The 19719-nt window shown below is 66.1% G+C and carries 13 protein-coding genes; 5 read left to right on the top strand and 8 right to left on the bottom strand.

Annotated elements, in window-relative coordinates:
• Nucleotides 1-79: 79 nt before the first annotated feature.
• The 6 genes from Q4F19_RS11280 to Q4F19_RS11255 form a co-directional block, all read right to left on the bottom strand.
• Nucleotides 80-1027, bottom strand: coding sequence for a FecR family protein (locus tag Q4F19_RS11280; protein ID WP_303542588.1), 948 nt, complete (start codon nt 1025-1027; stop codon nt 80-82).
• Nucleotides 1024-1560: an RNA polymerase sigma factor gene (locus Q4F19_RS11275; RefSeq protein WP_303542587.1), complete on the bottom strand. Its 537-nt coding sequence runs from the start codon at nt 1558-1560 to the stop codon at nt 1024-1026. Before Q4F19_RS11275 ends, Q4F19_RS11280 begins: the two co-directional genes overlap by 4 nt.
• Nucleotides 1561-2234: 674 nt before the next feature.
• Nucleotides 2235-3065, bottom strand: a complete 831-nt coding sequence (locus Q4F19_RS11270) for a 23S rRNA (adenine(2030)-N(6))-methyltransferase RlmJ (protein ID WP_303542586.1) — start codon at nt 3063-3065, stop codon at nt 2235-2237.
• Nucleotides 3066-3282: 217 nt separating this feature from the next.
• Nucleotides 3283-3864 carry a pseudouridine synthase gene (locus tag Q4F19_RS11265; protein ID WP_303542584.1) on the bottom strand — a complete coding sequence of 194 codons (582 nt, stop codon included), beginning with the start codon at nt 3862-3864 and terminating at the stop codon, nt 3283-3285.
• A 66-nt stretch (nt 3865-3930) separates the two neighbouring features.
• A complete protein-coding gene (locus tag Q4F19_RS11260; protein ID WP_303542583.1) occupies nt 3931-4719 on the bottom strand; it encodes a thioesterase family protein in 789 nt (262 codons plus the stop codon).
• Between the two features lie 49 nt (nt 4720-4768).
• On the bottom strand, nt 4769-5578 hold the full coding sequence (locus Q4F19_RS11255) for an IclR family transcriptional regulator (RefSeq protein WP_303542582.1): 810 nt from the start codon (nt 5576-5578) through the stop codon (nt 4769-4771).
• Between the two features lie 115 nt (nt 5579-5693).
• On the opposite strand from Q4F19_RS11255, the gene Q4F19_RS11250 reads away from it, so the two are divergent.
• The 3 genes from Q4F19_RS11250 (at nt 5694) to Q4F19_RS11240 (ending at nt 9800) form a co-directional block, all read left to right on the top strand.
• Nucleotides 5694-7259: an acyl-CoA synthetase gene (locus Q4F19_RS11250; protein WP_303542580.1), complete on the top strand. Its 1566-nt coding sequence runs from the start codon at nt 5694-5696 to the stop codon at nt 7257-7259.
• 44 nt (nt 7260-7303) lie between these two features.
• Nucleotides 7304-8455, top strand: a complete 1152-nt coding sequence (locus Q4F19_RS11245) for an FAS1-like dehydratase domain-containing protein (protein ID WP_303542577.1) — start codon at nt 7304-7306, stop codon at nt 8453-8455.
• A gap of 130 nt (nt 8456-8585) precedes the next feature.
• The gene (locus Q4F19_RS11240; protein ID WP_303542575.1) at nt 8586-9800 is read left to right on the top strand and encodes a CaiB/BaiF CoA transferase family protein; all 1215 of its coding nucleotides are present in this window, start codon (nt 8586-8588) and stop codon (nt 9798-9800) included.
• 12 nt (nt 9801-9812) lie between these two features.
• Here the strand turns inward: Q4F19_RS11240 and Q4F19_RS11235 are convergent, their stop codons facing one another.
• Both Q4F19_RS11235 and Q4F19_RS11230 read right to left on the bottom strand, forming a co-directional pair.
• Complete coding sequence (locus Q4F19_RS11235; RefSeq protein WP_303542574.1) at nt 9813-11669, bottom strand: acetyl/propionyl/methylcrotonyl-CoA carboxylase subunit alpha; 1857 nt, start codon at nt 11667-11669, stop codon at nt 9813-9815.
• Nucleotides 11670-11674: 5 nt separating this feature from the next.
• On the bottom strand, nt 11675-13270 hold the full coding sequence (locus Q4F19_RS11230; protein WP_303542573.1) for a carboxyl transferase domain-containing protein: 1596 nt from the start codon (nt 13268-13270) through the stop codon (nt 11675-11677).
• Nucleotides 13271-13386: 116 nt separating this feature from the next.
• On the opposite strand from Q4F19_RS11230, the gene Q4F19_RS11225 reads away from it, so the two are divergent.
• Both Q4F19_RS11225 and Q4F19_RS11220 read left to right on the top strand, forming a co-directional pair.
• Nucleotides 13387-14277 carry a LysR family transcriptional regulator gene (locus Q4F19_RS11225; protein WP_303542571.1) on the top strand — a complete coding sequence of 297 codons (891 nt, stop codon included), beginning with the start codon at nt 13387-13389 and terminating at the stop codon, nt 14275-14277.
• Between the two features lie 310 nt (nt 14278-14587).
• Entirely contained in the window at nt 14588-19360 is a 4773-nt protein-coding gene (locus Q4F19_RS11220) for a beta strand repeat-containing protein (RefSeq protein WP_303542569.1), read from the top strand.
• The last annotated feature ends 359 nt before the right edge of the window (nt 19361-19719 follow it).

Below are 19719 nucleotides of genomic sequence, written 5' to 3'. Positions count from 1 at the left end.
TTGCAGCGCGATGCGCCTCCGAACAGGAAGACGGGGGGCGATCCGGATCAGGACAAAAGAATTTTGTTGCAGTGCGGCGTCATTTCGGCGTCGATCTCGCGATAGGATCGACGAGGCCCGTCAGGCGCAGCCGATCCCCCTCCCGCTCGACGCGGAAGCCATAGGCGGCGCCCATCGCGCCCAGAAGAAGTTCGGCATCATCGAGCCTGAAGCGGCCGGCTAGGGGAATGGCGGCGAGGCCAGGTGAGGGCCGCAGGATCAGCGGGCCGGCACGCCGGTTGAGCGCGTCGACTAGCTCGCCGAGCTGCATGTCATCGGTATCGATCCACGATCCGCGCCAGTCCTGCTGCGCCGCGTCGAAGCGCGTCGGCGTGCGGGCGAACCCACTGGCGAAGCGCGAGCGCCAGCCGGACGAGACGAGGATTGAGCCCTTGTCGCCACCAAAACGGACCCGGCCGCGATAGACGGAAAGCCGCACGTCCTGGCCGGCGAGGTCGATCGTGAAGGCGGTGCCGAGCACGCGCGTCGCCGAGCCGCCGGCCTGGACGACGAACGGACGGTTCGCCTCATGCGCGACATCGAAATAAGCGTCGCCACGGCGCAGTTCGACCCGTCGTTCCCGGCGATCCAACGTCACGTCCACGCTCGTCGCGCCATCCAGCCGCAGCGTCGATCCGTCCTCGAGCCGGACGACGCGCTGCTCGCCGCGGCGCGTCTCGAAATGCCGTGTCTCGGAGCCCGTCGGCGCGATCCGTGTGCGCTGCCAGGCGCCGATGCCGACCACCGCGACCAGCACCGCCACGATGCCGGTGCCGATCGCATGACGGCGACCGGCGCGGAGGGCCCGCACATCGGCGTCCGAAAGCCGGGCGATCGCCCCCATCTCCGCGAGCGCGGCGCTTAGCGCGGGATCGTGAAGCGTGGCCTGGACGTCGTCGGCAGCGTGGGGCGGCGGCTCGGCGAGCGCATGCTCCTCCTCGCACAATGTCCAGCGCGCAGCGTCGAGCAGAGCGGCGCGGCGGCTCATGCGCTGGCGCCGATCGCAAGGCCGCGCCGCTCCAGGGCATGGCGCAGGTCGGCGAGCGCGCGGGTGCAATGCTTCTCCACGGCGGCGGGGGTCATGCCGAGATCGCCAGCGATCGTGCGGCCCGGGATGCCGTCGAGCCGGCGCCGCAGGAATATCTCGCGCCGGAGCGGCGGCATCACCCTGAGCGCGCCGATAAGCACATCGACGCGCTGGCGGAAATCGAGCACCTCCTCGGCGCGTGGCTGCGGACAGGCGATGTCGTCGGCAAGCTCCGCGCCCGGCGGCAAAGCGCGCAGCCGGCGAAAATGATCGTGAACCAGATTGCGCGCGACCGCGAAGCAGAAGGCGGCAGCGTCCGTGATCGTCCGTGTCCGCCGATAATCGTAGAGGCGGACGTAGGTCTCCTGGACGATGTCCTCGCCCGCGCAGCGATCCCTCAGGCGCCCGGTCACGAAACCGTGCAGCGCCCGATGAAGCGCCGTCTCCTCGGCGGCGGCGCTTCGCCGGGCGGCAACGGCCGTCAGCTCATTCATCGAGGCGACCTCGCGGGCGCGTCCCGGCGGCAGCCGGCTTTGGCAGTGTCATCCCGACTCGTTCCCGGCTGAAAAACGCCCAATTCCGACTGCGTAAGCCAGCTGCGTGAAGCGTCTGTGACAGCGGACGTTGGCAGATCGGCAATTGATCATGAGCGGCATGGCTGCTTTCGGACGGTGCGCCGCCGCATTGTTCGCTTCACGCCCTTGCAGCAGCTAGAATTGAGCCGGCCCAACGCCCGGTTTCGGATTCCCCATGGCCTGCGCGAATGGCGTCTCATCGATTCTGATGGTCGCGGCAGCTAACGACGAGAGCCAGTCGTTCAGCGCCGCCCGAGCAAATGTCAGCTCGCGGCATAGGCTGCTGATCGGACACGCGCCCCATGATCGGTCGCGTGAGCGGCGAGTCGTCGATCTTGAAAGCCGTCGTTCGTTCATCTCGCCATCATGGTTTCGGAGAGAATCTGGTGGTGGGGCTCAGCTGCCGTTCCGACGGCCGCAAATAGTCGAGCTACTGAAAAAGCGGACCGGCCAGCGTCTTGCGATCAACGTGGTGCAAGTGAAGCGATAGTCGCCAGCCGAAATCCGACATCCCGCGAAACTCGCGAGATGGTTTGCTCGTAACCTGAGAGCGGCAATTCCGTCTTCGGAGAAGGCGGCGATACGCGTTTGCTTTAATCGTTCAACCAATCGGCCGTGATCTCGCCGCTATGCCCTTCCGGCGCCAGCGCGGCGCGGAGGGCTTCCAACAGAGGCGGCAGCGCCTGTGTGAAGGCGTATGGCGGATTGACGATGAAAAGACCCGCGCCGTTGTAGAGGCCGGGCTGAATGTGATCGTACAGCCAATGCTCCACGCTCATGAATTTGGGGATGCCGAGCGCGCGTAACTGCTCCTTCCACCGCCCATGCGCGGCGCGGTCTTTGAGCGGATACCAGATCACCGTCACGCCATGCGCCCATTTGCGGTAAGCGGCGGCGAGGGTGACCGTGATCCGTTCGCGTTCGTCTGTCTGCTCGTAGGGCGGATCGACCACCACCACGCCGCGCCCGGTACGGGTCGGGACCATCGCCAGCCAAAGCTCGTAGGCGTCGCGCTCATGCACCGCAGCGGGTGTGCCGCGCATCGCGCCGCGCAGGGCATTGGCGTCCTCGGGATGTTTTTCGTTGAGGATCAGGACGTCCTGCGGGCGCAGAAACTGCGCCAGAATGCGCGGTGAGCCGGGGTAGAGATGCGGCTCGGCTCCCACATTCACCGCCTGTACGGCGGCGCGATAATCGTTCAGCAAAGGGTTCGGGTCGGTTAAGGTCCGCAGCACGCCCTGCGCGGCCTCGCCGGTGCGTTGGGCCTGATCGCCGTCAAGGTCGTAGAGCCCGCAACCGGAATGGGCGTCGATCAGCGTCAGCGCCCCCTCTTTGAGCTGCAAGGCTCGGACGAGGGCGATCAGGAGGCTGTGCTTCACGACGTCGGCGCTGTTGCCGGCATGGAAGGAATGGCGATAATTCATTGGATCGAAAATCCTGCCGATCGGCCTTGGTGTGAGCTGCTGGGCAAGGAAGCCGAGCGCGATGCGATGGAAGCAACCGGTCCGGAGCTCGTATGAGCCAGAAAGAAAGCTTCAAAGCCCTTCCGCGCGAAGCCTCAAGTCCACTTGAGCGGTCGACGGCACGACCGGCTTGATCCGCAATCTCGCCAGCCGGTTCCCCTTCGCCCGCCAAACTGCATCAGCGGTCATACGGACCACGGCTCATCTCGCCCAGACTGGGGAGCTCCTCGAAATGGCCTGGCGCGATCCCGGCGACAGCCCAGCCGCCGATCGACCAGCGCACCAGCCTGAGCGTGGGCAACCCGACCGCCGCCGTCATCCGGCGCACTTGCCGGTTGCGCCCTTCGCGGATGGTGATCTTCAACCAGCTGTCGGGGATGGACTTGCGCTGGCGTATCGGCGGATCGCGCGGCCACAGGTCCGGCTCGTCCATGCGAGAAATATCGGCCGGCAGAGTCATGCCATCCTTGAGCCGGACGCCCTGCCGCAGGCGCTCCAATTCCAGCTCCTGCGGATCGCCCTCGACCTGCACGAGGTAGGTCTTGGGCAGCTTGAAGCGTGGATCGGCGATGCGCGCCTGCAGCCGCCCGTCATCGCATAACAGCAGGAGGCCCTCGCTGTCCCGATCGAGCCTTCCGGCGGGATAGACGCCCTCCACGGTAATGAAGTCCGACAATGTCGACCGAGCCGTCGGCGATCCGCGGTCGGTGAATTGCGACAAGACTCCGAAGGGTTTGTTGAACAGGAGGAGCCGGGCCATCCCGATTTCATATCGTCCGGTTGCGGCCATGTCTTCAGGCCCATGCCGCCATCCGGCGCCCATCTCTTAAAGAAAGACGGCAACGACCTGTCGAGCGGCCGCCAGCGGCTCGCCCTGCTCGTTGTAGACGCGCATCTCTTGCAGAGAATATCCGTTGTGGGCCGCTTGGCTGGAGGAAGAGATCAGATACCAGCCGCTTGCCTCCCGGGTCTCCGGATAGAAATCGAACCCCCACGTCATGGTGCTAATCGGCGCCAATCTGGGAAAGCGGACCATTGCCGCGCCCGGAAGCGCGTCTCCGACCGCCAGCAATGTCGCGACGGGATCCGCGCCATCGCCGTCCCGCAGGCGTGTCCAGACTGCGAATTCCGGGCGTTTGTCGGTTTCGAACAGACGCCCGCCTGCGGCGAGGCGAAATTCGAACTGACCGAGAAAGCCCGCGAGAGGCTTGTCGGTCTTGTGGAAGGGGCTGCACAACTCGGATGGGGGGACCGGTAGAGGCGGTGTGAAATCGTGGGAGATCTCGCTGTCGCGCGCGCGACCGAAGGTGAAGGTCGAGCGCGCTGCGATCCCATCGGCCGTCCAGCAGTCCGCGCTCGCCACCGCGGCTGATCGACCGCGACGGAGCAGCGCAGGCTGAAAACGCAGCATGCCTTTGGCAGGGGCGACGAAAGCGAATTGCGCCGACCTGAGCGGGCCAAGATCCCCGAGCGCCTTTCTGATCGACCAGTAAGAGAGCGCGGCGGTCATCCCGCCGAACAGCGTCCGTCCCTGCGACCACGCTTCGGGCGCCTCCAATCGATACTCGCCATGTTCATTGGAAAGACTGTCAAGGATCGCCGTAAGACCGGACATATACTCCCCCTCGCGCATGTTGCGTCCTGAGTCCCGCGCGGGAGCAGCGTTACCCGCTCAGCTGGCGCGAGATCGTCGCTGCGGACGAGACCAGCATGTCCTGCAACTCCGGCAATCCCGATCGCTTGAGCGCGCTGCCGATGCTGATTGCGACCAACGCATGGCTGGGCCGGTCACGCCCTTTCCAGACGGGCGCCGCGATCACGGTCATGCCCGATATGTAATTGCCCTCGTCCACCGCGAAGCCCTGCGCGCGGGTCTGCGCAACCTGCTCGCGCCACGCCTCCAGGCTCGGCGCATCATCCCAGCGAAGGCTCTTGAAGCGGCGCTCCAGCTCGCGCTCCGGATAGGCTCCGAATGCGGCGATGCAGCGGCCGGTGGCGCTGATCAGCGCAGGGAAACGATCGCCGACCTGCGCGCTGAACTGGAAGTTCCGGCCCGTACGCGAGGTCGCGACCACGATGATATGCTCGAGCCCGACGATCTGGACGCCGAGCATCGTCACGTCGAATGCCTGGCCGATCCGATCGAGCACGGCCTGGGCGAGATCGCTGAACTGGTTGCGCCGGAGCCATTGTCGCGCAAGCGTGAGCACGCCCACTTCCAGCGCATAGCGCTTCGTGTCCGGATCGAAGGAGACCAGCTCCTCGGCGACAAGCGCGCGAAGCACATACAGGCAGGTGCTCGGCACGAGGCCCAGAGCGCCCGAAATTCCCTGCAGCCCGAGCGGCGTCTCGCTCTTGCCCAGCAGCCGCATCACCGCGGCGGCCCGGGCGATGGCAGGCGCCTTGCTGTCTCGCACAGCTCTGGCGAGCGAGAGGTCGGCGGACCGACCGACGGGGTCATTTTCTTTTTCCATTCAATATATCGAATATCATTCTATATTTACAATGACAAGTCGCCCGTGGCATGGCTCGTCGCGGAGAGGTCGAGCGACATGTCGCTCGGTTTCGTGAGCAACGACCGGCGAACCGATGGCGAAGCTGACCGATTATACGAGCTATGCGGATGCCCAGACGCATGCCGGTTCGGCTGCCTTGTGGGAGCTGTTCGATGGCGATCGCGACCGTCTGAACATCGCGCACGAATGCATCACGCGTCATGCCGACGGCTCCCGGCGGCCAGCCGTCCGCATCGCGCATGCCGACGGACGCGACGAAATACTGAGCTTCGACGAGATTTCCGCCGGTGCCGCGCGGTTCGCGCACTGGCTGGAGGCCGAGGGCGTCCGACCCGGCGATCGCATCGCCTTCATGCTCGAGCCTTCGCTGCCCTTCTACGTCTGCCTGTTCGGCGCGATGCAGACCGGCGCGATTTCCGTGCCGCTCTTCACCCTGTTCGGCCCCGACGCGCTCCGGCTACGCGTGGACGACTGCACGCCCAAGATCCTCATCACCAACAGTGAAAAGGCCGAAATGGCTCGCGGGATGGACGGGATCCGCGTCGTGGTGGCCGACGAGGGCCTGCTCGACGTCATCGCGGAATATCCGTCGAGCTACGCGCCCCGATCGAAGGCCGATGATCTCGCGGTCTTCCAATATACGTCGGGCACGACGCGCGAGCTGCCCGAGGCGGTCAGGCACACGCATCGCTCGCTCGTGACGTTGATGTTCGCGGCTTTGTACGGCACCGGCATCCGCCCGGGCGACGAGTTCTTCTGCCCGTCCTCGCCCGCCTGGGGGCATGGCCTGTGGCACGGCACGCTCGCGCCTTTGGGACTTGGCGTTACGACCGGCACCTTCGCCGGCCGCTTCGATCCCGTGCGGCTGATGCAGGCGCTGAGCGATCACAAGATCACCAACATGTCCGCGGCCGCCACCCACTACCGGATGATGAAGAATAGCGGCGCGGCGGGCGACTTCACCTTCCACTTCCGGAAACTCTCCTACACGGGCGAGCCGATCGATCCCGGGACGCTCGACTTCATCGATCGCTATTTCAAGGTGCCTGCCTGCAGCATGTACGGTACCACCGAGATCGGTGTCGTGCTGGTCAACTATCCCGGCGCTGCGGATTTCACGGTCAAGCCCGGCTCGCTCGGCAAGGCCGTGCCGGGTCAGGTGCTGCAGGCGCAAAGGCCCGATGGCACGCCCTCCGCCCCGGGCGAGATCGGGGAGCTGATGCTGTGGCGTCGCAATCGCTGGGAGACGACCAAGGATCTCGCGAAGATCGATGCAGACGGCTATTTCTACCATTGCGGGCGCGCCGACGACGTCATCATCTCGGCCGGCTGGACGATGAGCGCGGTCGAGATCGAAAATACCCTGCTCAAGCATCCGGATGTTCAGGAATGCGCGGTCATCGGCGCGCCCGATGCGACGCGCGGTCTGGTCGCCAAGGCGTTCGTCGTCAGCCCGCGCGCGCCGAGCGACGCCTTCGTCAAGGAACTCCAAAGCTTCACGCGGGAGCGGCTCGCCCAGCATGAATTCCCCCGCATTGTCGAGTTCGTGAGCGAATTGCCCAAGACGCCGGCGGGCAAGGTCCACCGCAAGATCCTCCGCGATCGCGAGGCTGCGAAAGCGGCCGAACTCGCAGACTGACCCGCCGGACAGGGCCGGCAACAAGGACTTTCAGGAGAAGAGACATGGCAACCAGCGTGGCAGAACGATCCACCGACAAATTCCCCAAGATCACCGAGGAGGGGCTCGACGATCTGCGCAAGCGCATCGGGGTCAAGATCGAGAATACGGTCGAGCCGTGGAACTACGAGGCGACCCGCGACGGCATCCGCCATTACGCGCACGGCATCGGCGACGATAACCCTCTGTGGTGCGATCCCGCTTATGCCGAGAAGACCAGATATGGCGGAATCGTCGCGCTGCCGAGCTTCCTCTTCTCCACCAGCCGCATCGTCTCGGGCTATTGCGGCGGGCTTCCCGGCGTCCACGCTATGTGGGCGGGTGCCGACTGGACCTGGATCAAGCCGGTGCTGCGCGGCGACACGATCACGACCGAAGCCTATCTGAAGGATCTGATCGGCCACGAGACGCGCTTCGCCGGCCGCGCCTACCAGCAGATCTACCATGTCGATTTCTTCAACCAGCATGGCGACAAGGTCGCGGCGTGCGACAGCTATGTCTTCCGCACCGATCGTGACGAGGCACGCGAGCGCGGCACGAAATATACCGAGGCGCGCGCCAACCGCGAAGAGCGGCTCACCGACGCGCAGATGCAGGAGTGGTTCGATCTCTATCGCAACGAAGAGGTTCGCGGCGCCACGCCCCGCTACTGGGAAGACGTCACCGTCGGCGATGCGCTGCCGAGGATGCTCAAGGGGCCGATGACGGTCACTGGCTTCATCGGCTATGCGCAGGGCTGGGGCGGCCTCTATATCCGCACGAACAAGCTGCACTTCCGACTCATCGACGATCATCCCGGGCTCGGCATCCCGAACAAGTTCGGCGTGAGCGACGTGCCCGAGCGCGTCCATTGGGACGACGATTTCGCCCGCGAGGTCGGCACGCCGGGCGCCTATGATTATGGCCCCGAGCGCTGCTCGTGGCTCACCCACCACATGACCAACTGGATCGGCGACGATGGCTTCCTGATGCAGTCCGGCTGCCAGATCCGCCGCCACAATCCCGACGGCGACGTGATCTTCATCGACGGCTCGGTCGTCCGCAAGTTCGAGGAAGGCGGCAAGAAGCTGGTCGAGGTGCAGCAGCGCGCCGAGACGCATCGCGGCGAGCTCTCCGCGATCGGCACGGCCATCGCCGAGCTGCCGAGCAAGGGCTGACGTTCAAGGAGTGAGGCGCTTATGCGTTGCCGCATGCTGCGTCTCACTCGATCCTTTCCCTGACGGGCAGGGGCCTGTTACATTCCGCAACCGAGGCCGCCGGCGGCCTGCACACGGCCTTGGTCCAGCTATGACCGATACCTCCTCTTCGATCTGGGCCGGGCCTCTCGCAGGCATCCGCGTGCTCGATTTCACGCGCGTCCTCGCCGGGCCGGCGGCAAGCCTCGCGCTCGCCGATCTCGGTGCCGAGGTGTGGAAGGTCGAGCCGCCGGGCACCGGCGACGAGACGCGCACCTTCCCGCCGATCCGCGACGGCGAAAGCCATTATTTCCTCGGCAACAACCGGGGCAAGAAGAGCATCGTCATCGATCTCAAGGTCGAGGCGGGTGTCGTGCTCGCGCGGGATCTCGCGGCCCGATGCGACATTCTGATCGAGAATTACCGCCCGGGTGTGATGGATCGTCTCGGGCTCGGCTACGAGGCTCTGTCCGCGATCAACCCGGGGCTGATCTACTGCGCGATCTCCGGCTTCGGCATGACGGGCCCGCTGCGCGATCGGCCGTCCTTCGACATCGTCACGCAGGCGCTTTCCGGCGTGCTCAGCGTGAATGGCGAGCCAGGCGGGCTTCCGACCAAGCTCGGCATTCCGCTCGGCGATCTGGTCGGCGGGATCAACGGCCCGATCGCGATCCTGGCGGCGCTGCACGAGCGCCATGCGACGGGCAAGGGCCGGCTCATCGATATCAGCCTGCTCGACGGCCTGTTCGGTATGCTCGGCTATATCGCCCAATTGTCCTTCTTCACGGGCGAGGAGCCCCAGCCGCAGGGTTCGCAACATCCGAGCCTCGTCCCTTATGGGGCCTTCCCCGCGGCGGACGGGTCGATCATCATCGCCTGCCTCACCAATTCCTTCTGGAGCCGCATCTGCCAGGCGATCGGCCGTCCCGATGCGGCGACGGATCCGCGCTTCGAAACGATCGGCCAGCGCCGCGCCCACCGCGCGCCGGTCAACGACCTGATCCAAGCCTTCACCGCGCCGCGGACGGTGGCGGAACTTGTCGAGCTCTTTACCGAATATCAGGTGCCGCACGCCCCCGTCCTCGGCGTCGGCGAGGCGTTGGCGCAGCCGCAAGCGGTGGCGCGCGAGATGGTGGTGGAGGTGGAGCATCCGGTGCTGGGCAAGGTGCCGATCGTGAACCGGCCCTTCAAATTTCCGGGCGCCGAGCAGGAGAAGCCGATGCCGCCGCCTGTTCTGGGGCAACATACGGACGAGATATTGGGGGGCATCCTGGGCATTGATGCGCAGCGGATCGCGCAGCTCCGCGCGGATGGGGTGGTCGCCTGAAGAGGCCAGGCCTCAACCTTGTGCTTCGATCCGGGCGAGCACCGAGCCCTCGCTGACCTGAGCCCCTTCGCTCGCCTTAAGCTCGATGACATTGCCGTCGAACGGAGCCAGCAGCGCCTGCTCCATCTTCATCGCCTCGATCACGACGAGGCGATCGCCTTTGGCGACCGCGTCGCCTTCCTTCACCAGCACCGCTATGACCCGGCCCGGCATCGGCGACAGGATCGCTCCGTCGCCGGCCGCGGCGCCACCGGCGACATGATCGGCGCGGTCCGGTCCGAATGGCCACGCTTCGCCATTCAGGAAGAGCACGCCGTCGGTCACGTGCGCGGCCGGCACGTCGTCGGTAAGTTCGACGAGATAGGTACGGTCCGCGACCACGACCTGAATCTGCCGCGACGCGCCGGCGTTGACCCGGAAGCCGCGAAGCGCGGTCCAGGGATCGTCCGCTCCCGTCGGCAGGATCGCGGCGGCAGCCGCCTGCAGGACGGCCTCCGATGGCTCGGTAGCCGGGATCAGCGCCTCGGCATGGCGCTCGATGAAGCCGGTGTCGATGCGACCGGCGACGAAATCGGGATGCGCAGCGGCGCGCGCGAGAAAGGCGGCGTTGGTCCTGACCGGCCAGACCCGGACCTTCGCGCAGGCGCGCGCGAGCTTGCCCGCCGCCTCGGGGCGGGTGCGGCCGCGCGCGATCAGCTTCGCGATCATCGGATCGTAATAGGGCGTGACCTCTCCGCCCTGTTCCACGCCGCTGTCGATCCGGATGCCGTGCGGGAAGTGCAGCGTCTCGAGCGGTCCCGTCGAGGGCAGAAAGCCGGTGGCCGGGTTCTCCGCATAGAGGCGCGCCTCCATCGCCCATCCGTCGATAGCGAGCTGGTCCTGCCGCCTCGGCAGAGGCTCGCCCGAGGCGACGCGGATCTGCCATTCGACGAGATCCTGTCCCGTGATCGCCTCGGTGACGGGGTGCTCGACCTGGAGCCGGGTGTTCATTTCCATGAACCAGATCCGGTCGGCGCGAAGCCTATCCGACGCATCGGCGATGAACTCGATCGTGCCGGCGCCGACATAGTCCACGGCGGCTGCGGCCTTCACCGCCGCGGCGCAGACGGCTTCCCGGGTCGCTGCATCCATGCCGGGCGCGGGCGCCTCTTCGATCACCTTCTGGTGCCGCCGCTGCAGCGAGCAATCGCGCTCGAACAGATGCACGACATTGCCGCGCGTATCGCCGAACACCTGAACCTCGATGTGACGCGGCGCGAGGATATATTTCTCGATGAGGACGCGCTCGTCGCCGAACGATGCGGCCGCTTCGCGCTGGCAGCTGGCGAGGGCTTCGCCGAAAGCGCCAGCCTCGTCGACGCGCCTCATGCCTTTGCCGCCACCGCCCGCGACTGCCTTGATGAGTACGGGATAGCCGATCGCGTCCGCCTCCGCCTGAAGACGATGGGGCGACTGGTCGGCACCCAGATAGCCGGGCGTCACCGGTACGCCGGCTGCGATCATGCGTTCTTTCGCGGCATCCTTAAACCCCATCGCGCGAATGGCGGCGGGCGGCGCGCCGACCCAGACCAGGCCGGCCGCGATGACGGCTTCGGCGAATTCGGCATTTTCGGACAGAAAGCCGTAGCCGGGGTGAATCGCGGCCGCGCCGGTTTCTGAGGCCGCGGCCAGGAGTCGATCCTGGCGAAGGTAGCTGTCCTTGGCGAGCGCGGTGCCGATGCAGACCGCCTCGTCCGCCTCGCGCACGAACGGCATCGTGCGATCGACGTCGGAATGGATCGCGATCGTCCGTACGCCCAGCTTGCGTGCGGTGCGGATGATGCGGCGGGCGATCTCGCCGCGATTGGCGATGAGCAGGCTTTCGATCATCGCCGTCACATCCTGAACAGGCCGAACTGCGCTCGCTCCGGTATCGGCGCGTTCAGCGTCGCCGAGAAGGCGAGCCCCAGCACGTCGCGCGTCTGCGCAGGATCGATCACGCCATCGTCCCACAGGCGCGCGGTCGCATAATATGGATTGCCCTCATCCTCATATTTCCGGCGGATAGGCGCCTTGAACGCTTCGAGCTCGTCCGCCGTCCACCTCTCCGCGTCGCGATGCACGGTCGCCAGCACGGAGGCGGCCTGCTCGCCGCCCATCACGCTGATCCGGCTGTTCGGCCAGGTGAAGAGGAAGCGCGGCTGATAGGCGCGGCCGCACATGCCGTAATTGCCCGCGCCGAAACTGCCGCCGATCAGCACGGTGATCTTGGGCACAGAGGCGGTGGCGACGGCGGTCACAAGCTTCGCGCCATGCTTGGCGATGCCCTCCGCCTCATATTTGCCGCCGACCATGAAGCCCGAGACGTTCTGGAGGAAGAGCAAAGGCACGCGACGCTGGCACGCCAGCTCGATGAAATGCGCGCCCTTCTGCGCGCTTTCCGAAAACAGCACGCCGTTATTGGCGAGGATCGCGACCGGCATGCCCCAGATCCGCGCGAAGCCGCAGACGAGCGTCGTGCCGTAGAGCGCCTTGAATTCGTGGAGTTCGGAGCCGTCGACGATGCGCGCGATCACCTCGCGGACATCATATGGCGCGCGCACGTCCTGCGGAATGATCCCGTAAAGCTCGGCGGGATCGAACAGCGGCGGCCGGGGCTCGGCGATATCGATATCGACGGCCTTGGGCCGATTCAGCGTCGCGACGATGTCGCGGACGATCAGCAGGGCATGCTCGTCATTCTCAGCGACGTGATCGACCACGCCGGACCTGCGGGCGTGCGTGTCCGCGCCGCCCAGTTCCTCGGCCGTGATGACCTCGCCCGTCGCGGCCTTCACCAATGGCGGGCCTGCGAGAAAGATCGTGCCCTGGTTGCGCACGATCACCGTCTCGTCCGACATGGCCGGGACATAGGCGCCGCCGGCCGTGCAGCTGCCCATCACGCATGCGATCTGCGGGATGCCCTCGGCGGACATCTGCGCCTGATTGTAGAAGATCCGCCCGAAATGATCCCGATCGGGGAAGACCTCCGCCTGATGGGGCAGATTGGCCCCGCCGCTATCGACGAGCGCGATGCACGGCAGCCGGTTCTCGCGCGCGATTTCCTGCGCCCGCAGATGCTTCTTCACGGTCATCGGGAAATAGGCGCCGCCCTTCACGGTCGGGTCGTTGGCGATGATCATGCACTCGCGCCCGGCGATGCGCCCGATCCCGCCGACCACCCCGGCACCCGGCGCGCCGTCGTCGTAAAGACCGTTGGCCGCAAGCGCGCCGATTTCGAGAAACGGCGAGAGCGGATCGAGCAAGCGCGCGACGCGGTCACGCGGCAGCAGCTTCCCGCGCGCAACGTGGCGTTCACGGTGCTCCGTCGATCCGCCCAGCGCGGCGGTCGCAACTTTCGCCCGCAATTCGTCGGCGAGCGCCCCGTTATGCGCGGCGTTGGCGGCAAACGCCGCGGAGGCTGGATCGATGAGCGTCCGAATCCGCGTCATGCGCTGAGCCGCGTCCACGTCACATCAATGCATCCTCGTCCTGTACGGTCGGTGATAACAACCTAATCGGCATGTGGAAAATTGATAGTGGCTGAACCACGGGATAGACATGGTCTATGATCGACCGATACCTGCTCCGATACCTGCTTGCCGTGGTCGACAAAGGCAATTTCTCGCGCGCGGCGGAGCATTGTGGGGTCTCTCAGCCGACTCTTTCTGTTGGTATCGCGAAGCTGGAAGCGGAAGTCGGCAGGACCTTGTTCCTTCGTACCAACCGGCGCGTGGAGTTGACCGGTGCCGGCACCCGCCTCGTCGATCGCGCGCGACGGATCGAACGAGAGTTCACGCTGGCGGAGCAGGAGGCGCGCGTCTCCAAGTTCCGGACGACGATCCGTCTGGGCGTCATCTCGACGCTGCCCGCCGATTGGCTGGGCACGGCGGCGGCCGCGGTCGCGGCAGGCGGGAGCGAGGAAAGGCTCGAGATCGTCGAGGGAAACGAACGGGCTATGCTCAGCCACCTCGATCGCGGACGCGTCGATGTCATATTGTCGTTGATCAGGCCGGATCGAGCGAAGTTCGCGCGCGCCTTGTTCCATGAACCCTATCGACTGGTCCTCGCGCGCGATCATCCTCTCGGTCGCCGGGATGTGATCCATGCGGAAGAGGTGGCGGACAGCGCGATGGTCGTCCGCCGCCACTGCGAAGCGCTGCAGGAAACCAGTCGCTACTTCACGTCGCGCGGAGTCCGACCGTTCATCTCCGCTCGGACCACCAGTGACGCTCAAGCCCTCGCGCTGGTTCGCGGCGGACACGGCCTGACCGTGATGCCCGCAGGGTTTCATGCGCCGTCTGTCCGTATGGTTGCGCTCTCCGGTTTCGAGGCGGACCGAACGATCGGTTTAATATATGATCGCGCGCCTTCGGAGCGACCGTCGTCGAAGGCGCTCGACATCATCGCCGATGGGCTGACGTCAGCTGCGCTGAAGCAAAGCGACCAATCCGAATAGGCTCAAGGTCCTGCTGGCGGACGCTGTGCAAACCGGACCTGCCGTCGAGATGCCATCCGCTCGGCCATGGTCAACGAGCGGACGGTCTCCCTTGCATTGATCGATCTGTGAAGTGCATTGCAGTGCAGATCGAGAGGGGGCTGGTCGCCGGCGATCTACGCAAGGCAGTCGGGCGAGCAAGTCGCCGAAAAGTTGATTTTCTATTAACTTTTGCGAGAAATTTCAGGTATTTATCAGATAAGTACCGCTTGCTGACCAATGCTCGATCAACTACGCGGGCCGCGACAAGTTATCGAGACGAGGGGGTTCTATGATCATCGTTGCTCGCCGGGTTGCCGGCAATCGCGGCCGCGCGCGCGCCATTCGGTGTGCTGCGCTACTCGGCACTGCGATCGGATGCTCGTGGAGCCTTCCGGCCTCTGCCGAAAAGGTGGTCTTCAATGGCTCGGGCAACTTCTCGGCGACGCGTTCGGACACGTTGACGGATACCGCGCAGGTGGTCGATGTCCGTACGACGACCGGCAATATCCTGCTCGATTTCGCCAATCTGCAGGCGGCGAGCGCCACCAACGGATCTGCGCTGTTCGCCAACGTGACAACGGCCGGCACGATCGGGGTGACCACCGGCATGGTCAACGTGACGGGCGCGAACTCGACCAACGGCGTGAATATCTCTGGGACTAACGGCAATATCAACCTGGTCGCCGGGACGACGACGGCGAACACCAACAATAATGATCGCGCGATCAACGTCACGTCGCCAGCCGGCAATATCACGATTACGTCGACTCGCGCGGTTGGCAGCCTGCGCGGTATTTCCACGAGCGATGGCACGGGCGCGGCACTGCCGACCGGCACGACAACGATCAATAGCGGGATCGCCACCGCCAACGGCACAGGCCAGGTCAATGCCATCGTGGCGCAGGGCGCGACGGTGATCGTGAACTCCGGTACAGCTTCGCTGACCAATGCGAGCGGCAACGGCGGCGGAGCGATCTTCGTCCAGGCGGGCGCGGGCGGCGCGACGATCAAGTCCACTGCGGTCAATCTGTCGGGCGTCAATCAGGCGGGCATCCAGGCGAACCTGTCCGACAACGGATCGGTCAACGTGGATTCGGGTACGATCACCGCGACCCAATCGGCGACGGGGATCAATACCGATACGACAGGCGGCGGCGGCACCAGCACGATCAAGAGCGGCACGATCAGCCTCGCCAGCAATTCCACCGGCATCCAGGTGGATGCGGGCAGCGGCGCGACCAGCGTGGATTCGGGCACGATCACCGGGAGCGGCACGTTCGACACCGGCATCGTCGTCAACGCGGGCACCGGCGCGACATCGATCAGATCCGACACGATCGCTTTCTCCGCGGCAGGCGGCAACGGCATCTCCGTCACCGGTGGCGAGACTGGCTCCGGTGCGATCACGATCGTCAGCAACAAGATCAACAGCACCAGCCAGGCGATCGAATCATACTTCACGGGCGGCACGAACGGCGCGCTCACCGTCAGCAGCAACACGATTACCGGCACGGGCAGCGGCATCAGCCTCAACAACGACGGCGCGATCAGCCTGACCAGCGGCACGATCGCGTTGACGACGACGGCGGCCGGCGTCAATTCGCTGCAGGGTCTCGGCATTACCGCGGTCGCGAGCGGCACCGCGGCGGCCACGATCACCAGCGGCAGCATCGTCTACACCGGCACCGGCAACACCTTCGGCATCCAGCTGCAGGCCGTCGGCGGCGGCACGGGCACGATCAACAGTGGCACCGTCTCAGTCATCGGCAACGGTGGCTACGGCATCAACGGCGTCTCGACCACGGGCGCTTTGACGATCGTCAGCACGGGCGATGTCACCACGACCGGAACGACCCGATATGTCACCGGCGTCGTGAACGCGGCCAATGCGCGCTATGCCGACGGTATCGATGCGTTGAGCGACACGGGGGCGATCACGGTGTCCAGCGCGGGCACGATTTCCACGTCCGGCGCCACGGCGCGCGGTATCGACGTCGAGGCCGGTCGCGCCCGGAACAATTTCGGCACGCCGAGCGGCGCGATCAGCACGGCGGCGATCTCCGTCACCAATACCGGCACCGTGAAGACGACGGGCGCGACCTCGAACGCCATCAACATCCTTGCCGACAACAATATCGTTACCCTGACGAGCGCCAACGTTTCGACGACGGGTGCCAATTCGGCCGGCATCAACGTGTCGAGCAATGCGGGCGCGATCACGGTCGCGACCGGCAATGTCACGACGACGGGCGCGAACTCGGACGCGGTCCACATCGTCTCCGCGAGCGGTCCGATCACGGTCAACGTCACGGGGGCGCTGAGCGCCGCCAACGGCACCGGCCTGTTCATCGATCCGCCGGCGGCCGTGAACGTGACGATCGCCAGCGGCGCCAGCGCGAAGGGCAGCGTCGCCGGCCTCAGCACGGTCGGGGCGACGAACAACATCGTCAACCTCGGCACGGTCTCGACCAGCGGGACGGGCGCGGCGATCGTCGCGACGGGCATCACGACGGTCGACAATAGCGGCGTGATCGCCGCCGGCAGCGGCGGGGTCGCCGTCCAGCTCGGCGCGACCAACGACAGCGTGATCCTGCGCAACGGATCGGCCGTCACCGGGACGATCGCGGGCGGCGGCGGCACCGATGCGGCAATTCTCGCCGGCACGTCGGCGGCGGCCTCGTCGAGCCAGACGGTCGCGACCTTCACCGGCTTCGACCGGCTTACCGTCCAAAGCGGCTACTGGACCGCGCCGGCAAGCGGTGGCAGCGCCTTCAACAGCGCGACGATCGCCTCGGGCGCCAGCCTCGAAAACGTCAACGGCGCGACCGGCCTTGCCGGTGTCACCGCGCCAACCATCATCGACAACGGCACGTTGGTGGTGCGCAGCAGCAGCGCGTCCGCGGGCTCGACCTTCGGCGCGACGCAGATCACGGGCAGCGGCGCGGTCCTGCTGACCGGCGCGGGCACGGTCCGCCTCGACGGCGTCAACAGCCTGGCCAATACGGGCGCGACGACGATCGACGGCGGCACGACCGCGATCATCACGGGCACGCAGGGCGGCAACTTCGCGACCACGCCGACCGGCACGTTGCAGGTTGGCGCCGGCGGCACGACCGGCGTGTTCACGGGCAGCCTCGCCAACAACGGCACGTTGGTGGTCAACCGGTCTGACGATTATGTCTTCACGGGCGCGGTCAGCGGGGCGGGCACGATCAACAAATCGGGTTCGGGCAAGCTGACGTTCGGGACGAATTTCGCCTTCACCGGCACGACCAACATTCTCGCCGGCTCGATCAAGCTCTCGACGCCGGTCGCCGCGACCACCGAACTGGCGGTCGAGGGTGCAGGCCAGCTGGATCTTTCCGGAACGACGCAGGTCGTGGCGGAACTGGCCGGCGTCAGCAGCGCCGCCAGCGTCAACATCGCCGGCGGTGCGCTGACCGTGAACCAGGCGACCAGCACCAGCTTTGCGGGCAATCTGACCGGCAATGGCAGCCTCACCAAGACGGGCGCCGGGCGGCTCAACCTGACCGGCGTCGATACCTATACCGGCCCGACGACCGTCTCCGGCGGCACGCTCTCGGTCAATGGCAGCATCGTCTCGCCGACCACCGTGACCAGCGGCGGCACGCTCGGCGGCACGGGCAATGTCGCCTCGGTCACGATCGGATCGGGCGGCACCTATGCGCCGGGCAATTCGATCGGCACGCAGACCGTCAACGGCAACGTCGTCTTCCAGGCCGGTTCGACCTTCGCGGTCGAGGCGAACGCCGCTGGCCAGGCCGATCGCATCAACGCGACGGGAACGGCGACGTTGGCGGGCGCGGTGCGCGTCCTCCCCGATGCTACCGGCACCTATGCCAACCTCACCAGCTACACGATCCTGACCGCGGCGGGCGGCGTCTCGGGCACCTTCACGGGCACGAGCAGCAGCCTTGCCTATCTGACGCCCTTGCTCAGCTATGGCGCGAATGCGGTGACGCTGACGCTGGCGCGCAACGATGTGAGCTTCGCCTCGATCGCGGCCGACGCCAATCAGGCTAGTGTCGGAGCTGCCGTCCAGTCGCGCGGGCTCGGCAATACGCTCTATAACTACACCCTCGGCCTGTCCGCGGCGGGCGCACGCACGGCCTTCACGGCGCTCGCAGGCGAGATCCACGCCAGCCTGCCCACGGCCCTGCTGGTTGAAGGTCAGGAGGTTGGGCGGGCCGTACTGTCCCGCGCGAGCACGACGGGCGACGGCGTCGGCGTCTGGGGCCAGGCGATGTACGGGCTGGTCGAGAGCGCTTCGCGCCAGGGGGTCGCCTCGTCGCGCACCGATCGTCGCGGCGGGATCGCCGGCATCGATATCGGGCATGACGGCCTGCGCTTCGGGGCCGCGGGCGGCTATCTGGTCAGCGATATGGGGCTGCGCGGCCGGGCCAGCCATGCCGATATCGATACCAAGCTGCTCACCGCTTATGCCAGCTGGAGCCGCGATGCGGTGATGCTGGCGGGCGGCGTCAGCTATAGCTGGCATGATGTCAGCACGCGCCGCTCGGTCAATGTCGGCACGATCGGTGGACTGCAGGTTGCGAAATACGATGCCGATACGGCGCAGATCTTCGGGACGGCCTCCTATGGCGTTACCCGCGGCGCCGCCACCTTCGCACCGTTCCTTGGCTACTCCCATCTGCGCACCCATCGCGACGGCTTCGCCGAGACCGGCAGCGCGGTTGCCCTGACCGTCGCGAGCTCGACGCGCAGCATCGACGTGCTGCAGGCGGGCGCGAAGATGTACGGCACCGCGCCGCTCGGCTCCGCGACGCTGCTGCCCCATGTCGCGATCTCCTATCAGCGCTACTGGGGGAACACGCTTGGTATCGAGAATGCGAATTTCGGCGGGACCGGGACGGGCTTCTCGATTGTGGGAGCACGTACCGGCAAGGATGCGCTCCGCGTCGAGGGGGGCTCCGACATCCGCTTCGGCGATGCCTTCCGTCTGGGCGCCAGCGCATTCGGTCAGACCTCGGGAGCGATCGGCGAGTATGGCGCGCGGGCATCGATCAGCTACTCGTTCTGATCGGCTCCGGTCCGGCTGCGCTCAGCCATGAAGCCAATGCGGTGAGCGCCTCACGCCTGACGCTCCTCGAATAAGAGGGCGCGTTTCGGACGCTATAACAAGCGCCGGTGCGAACACGGCGTGGTCGGCTACGGCAATCTCGTCATGCGGCGAGAGCGCTCGGTGCCGGCCATGGTCGCAAAGGCTAGCCTGCTTTGGCAGGCGAATTGGGATGATCGCCTCGCGTCGCTGATCAGCGACGCGAGCCGCCCCGCGCGTTGAAGCCCGCTGATCGAAATCTGCCACTGGATCCCCCGATGCAGGTGTCGGGCGGAACAGGGGGCTGCGGGATTTGTTGCGTATCCGTTGTCATCGACAGG

Source organism: Sphingomonas natans (genome assembly GCF_030546695.1).
Taxonomy (GTDB): Bacteria; Pseudomonadota; Alphaproteobacteria; order Sphingomonadales; family Sphingomonadaceae; genus Sphingomonas_I; species Sphingomonas_I natans.
Note: the sequence above shows the minus strand (reverse complement) of the source record. Positions and strands in the feature narration are given on the sequence as shown.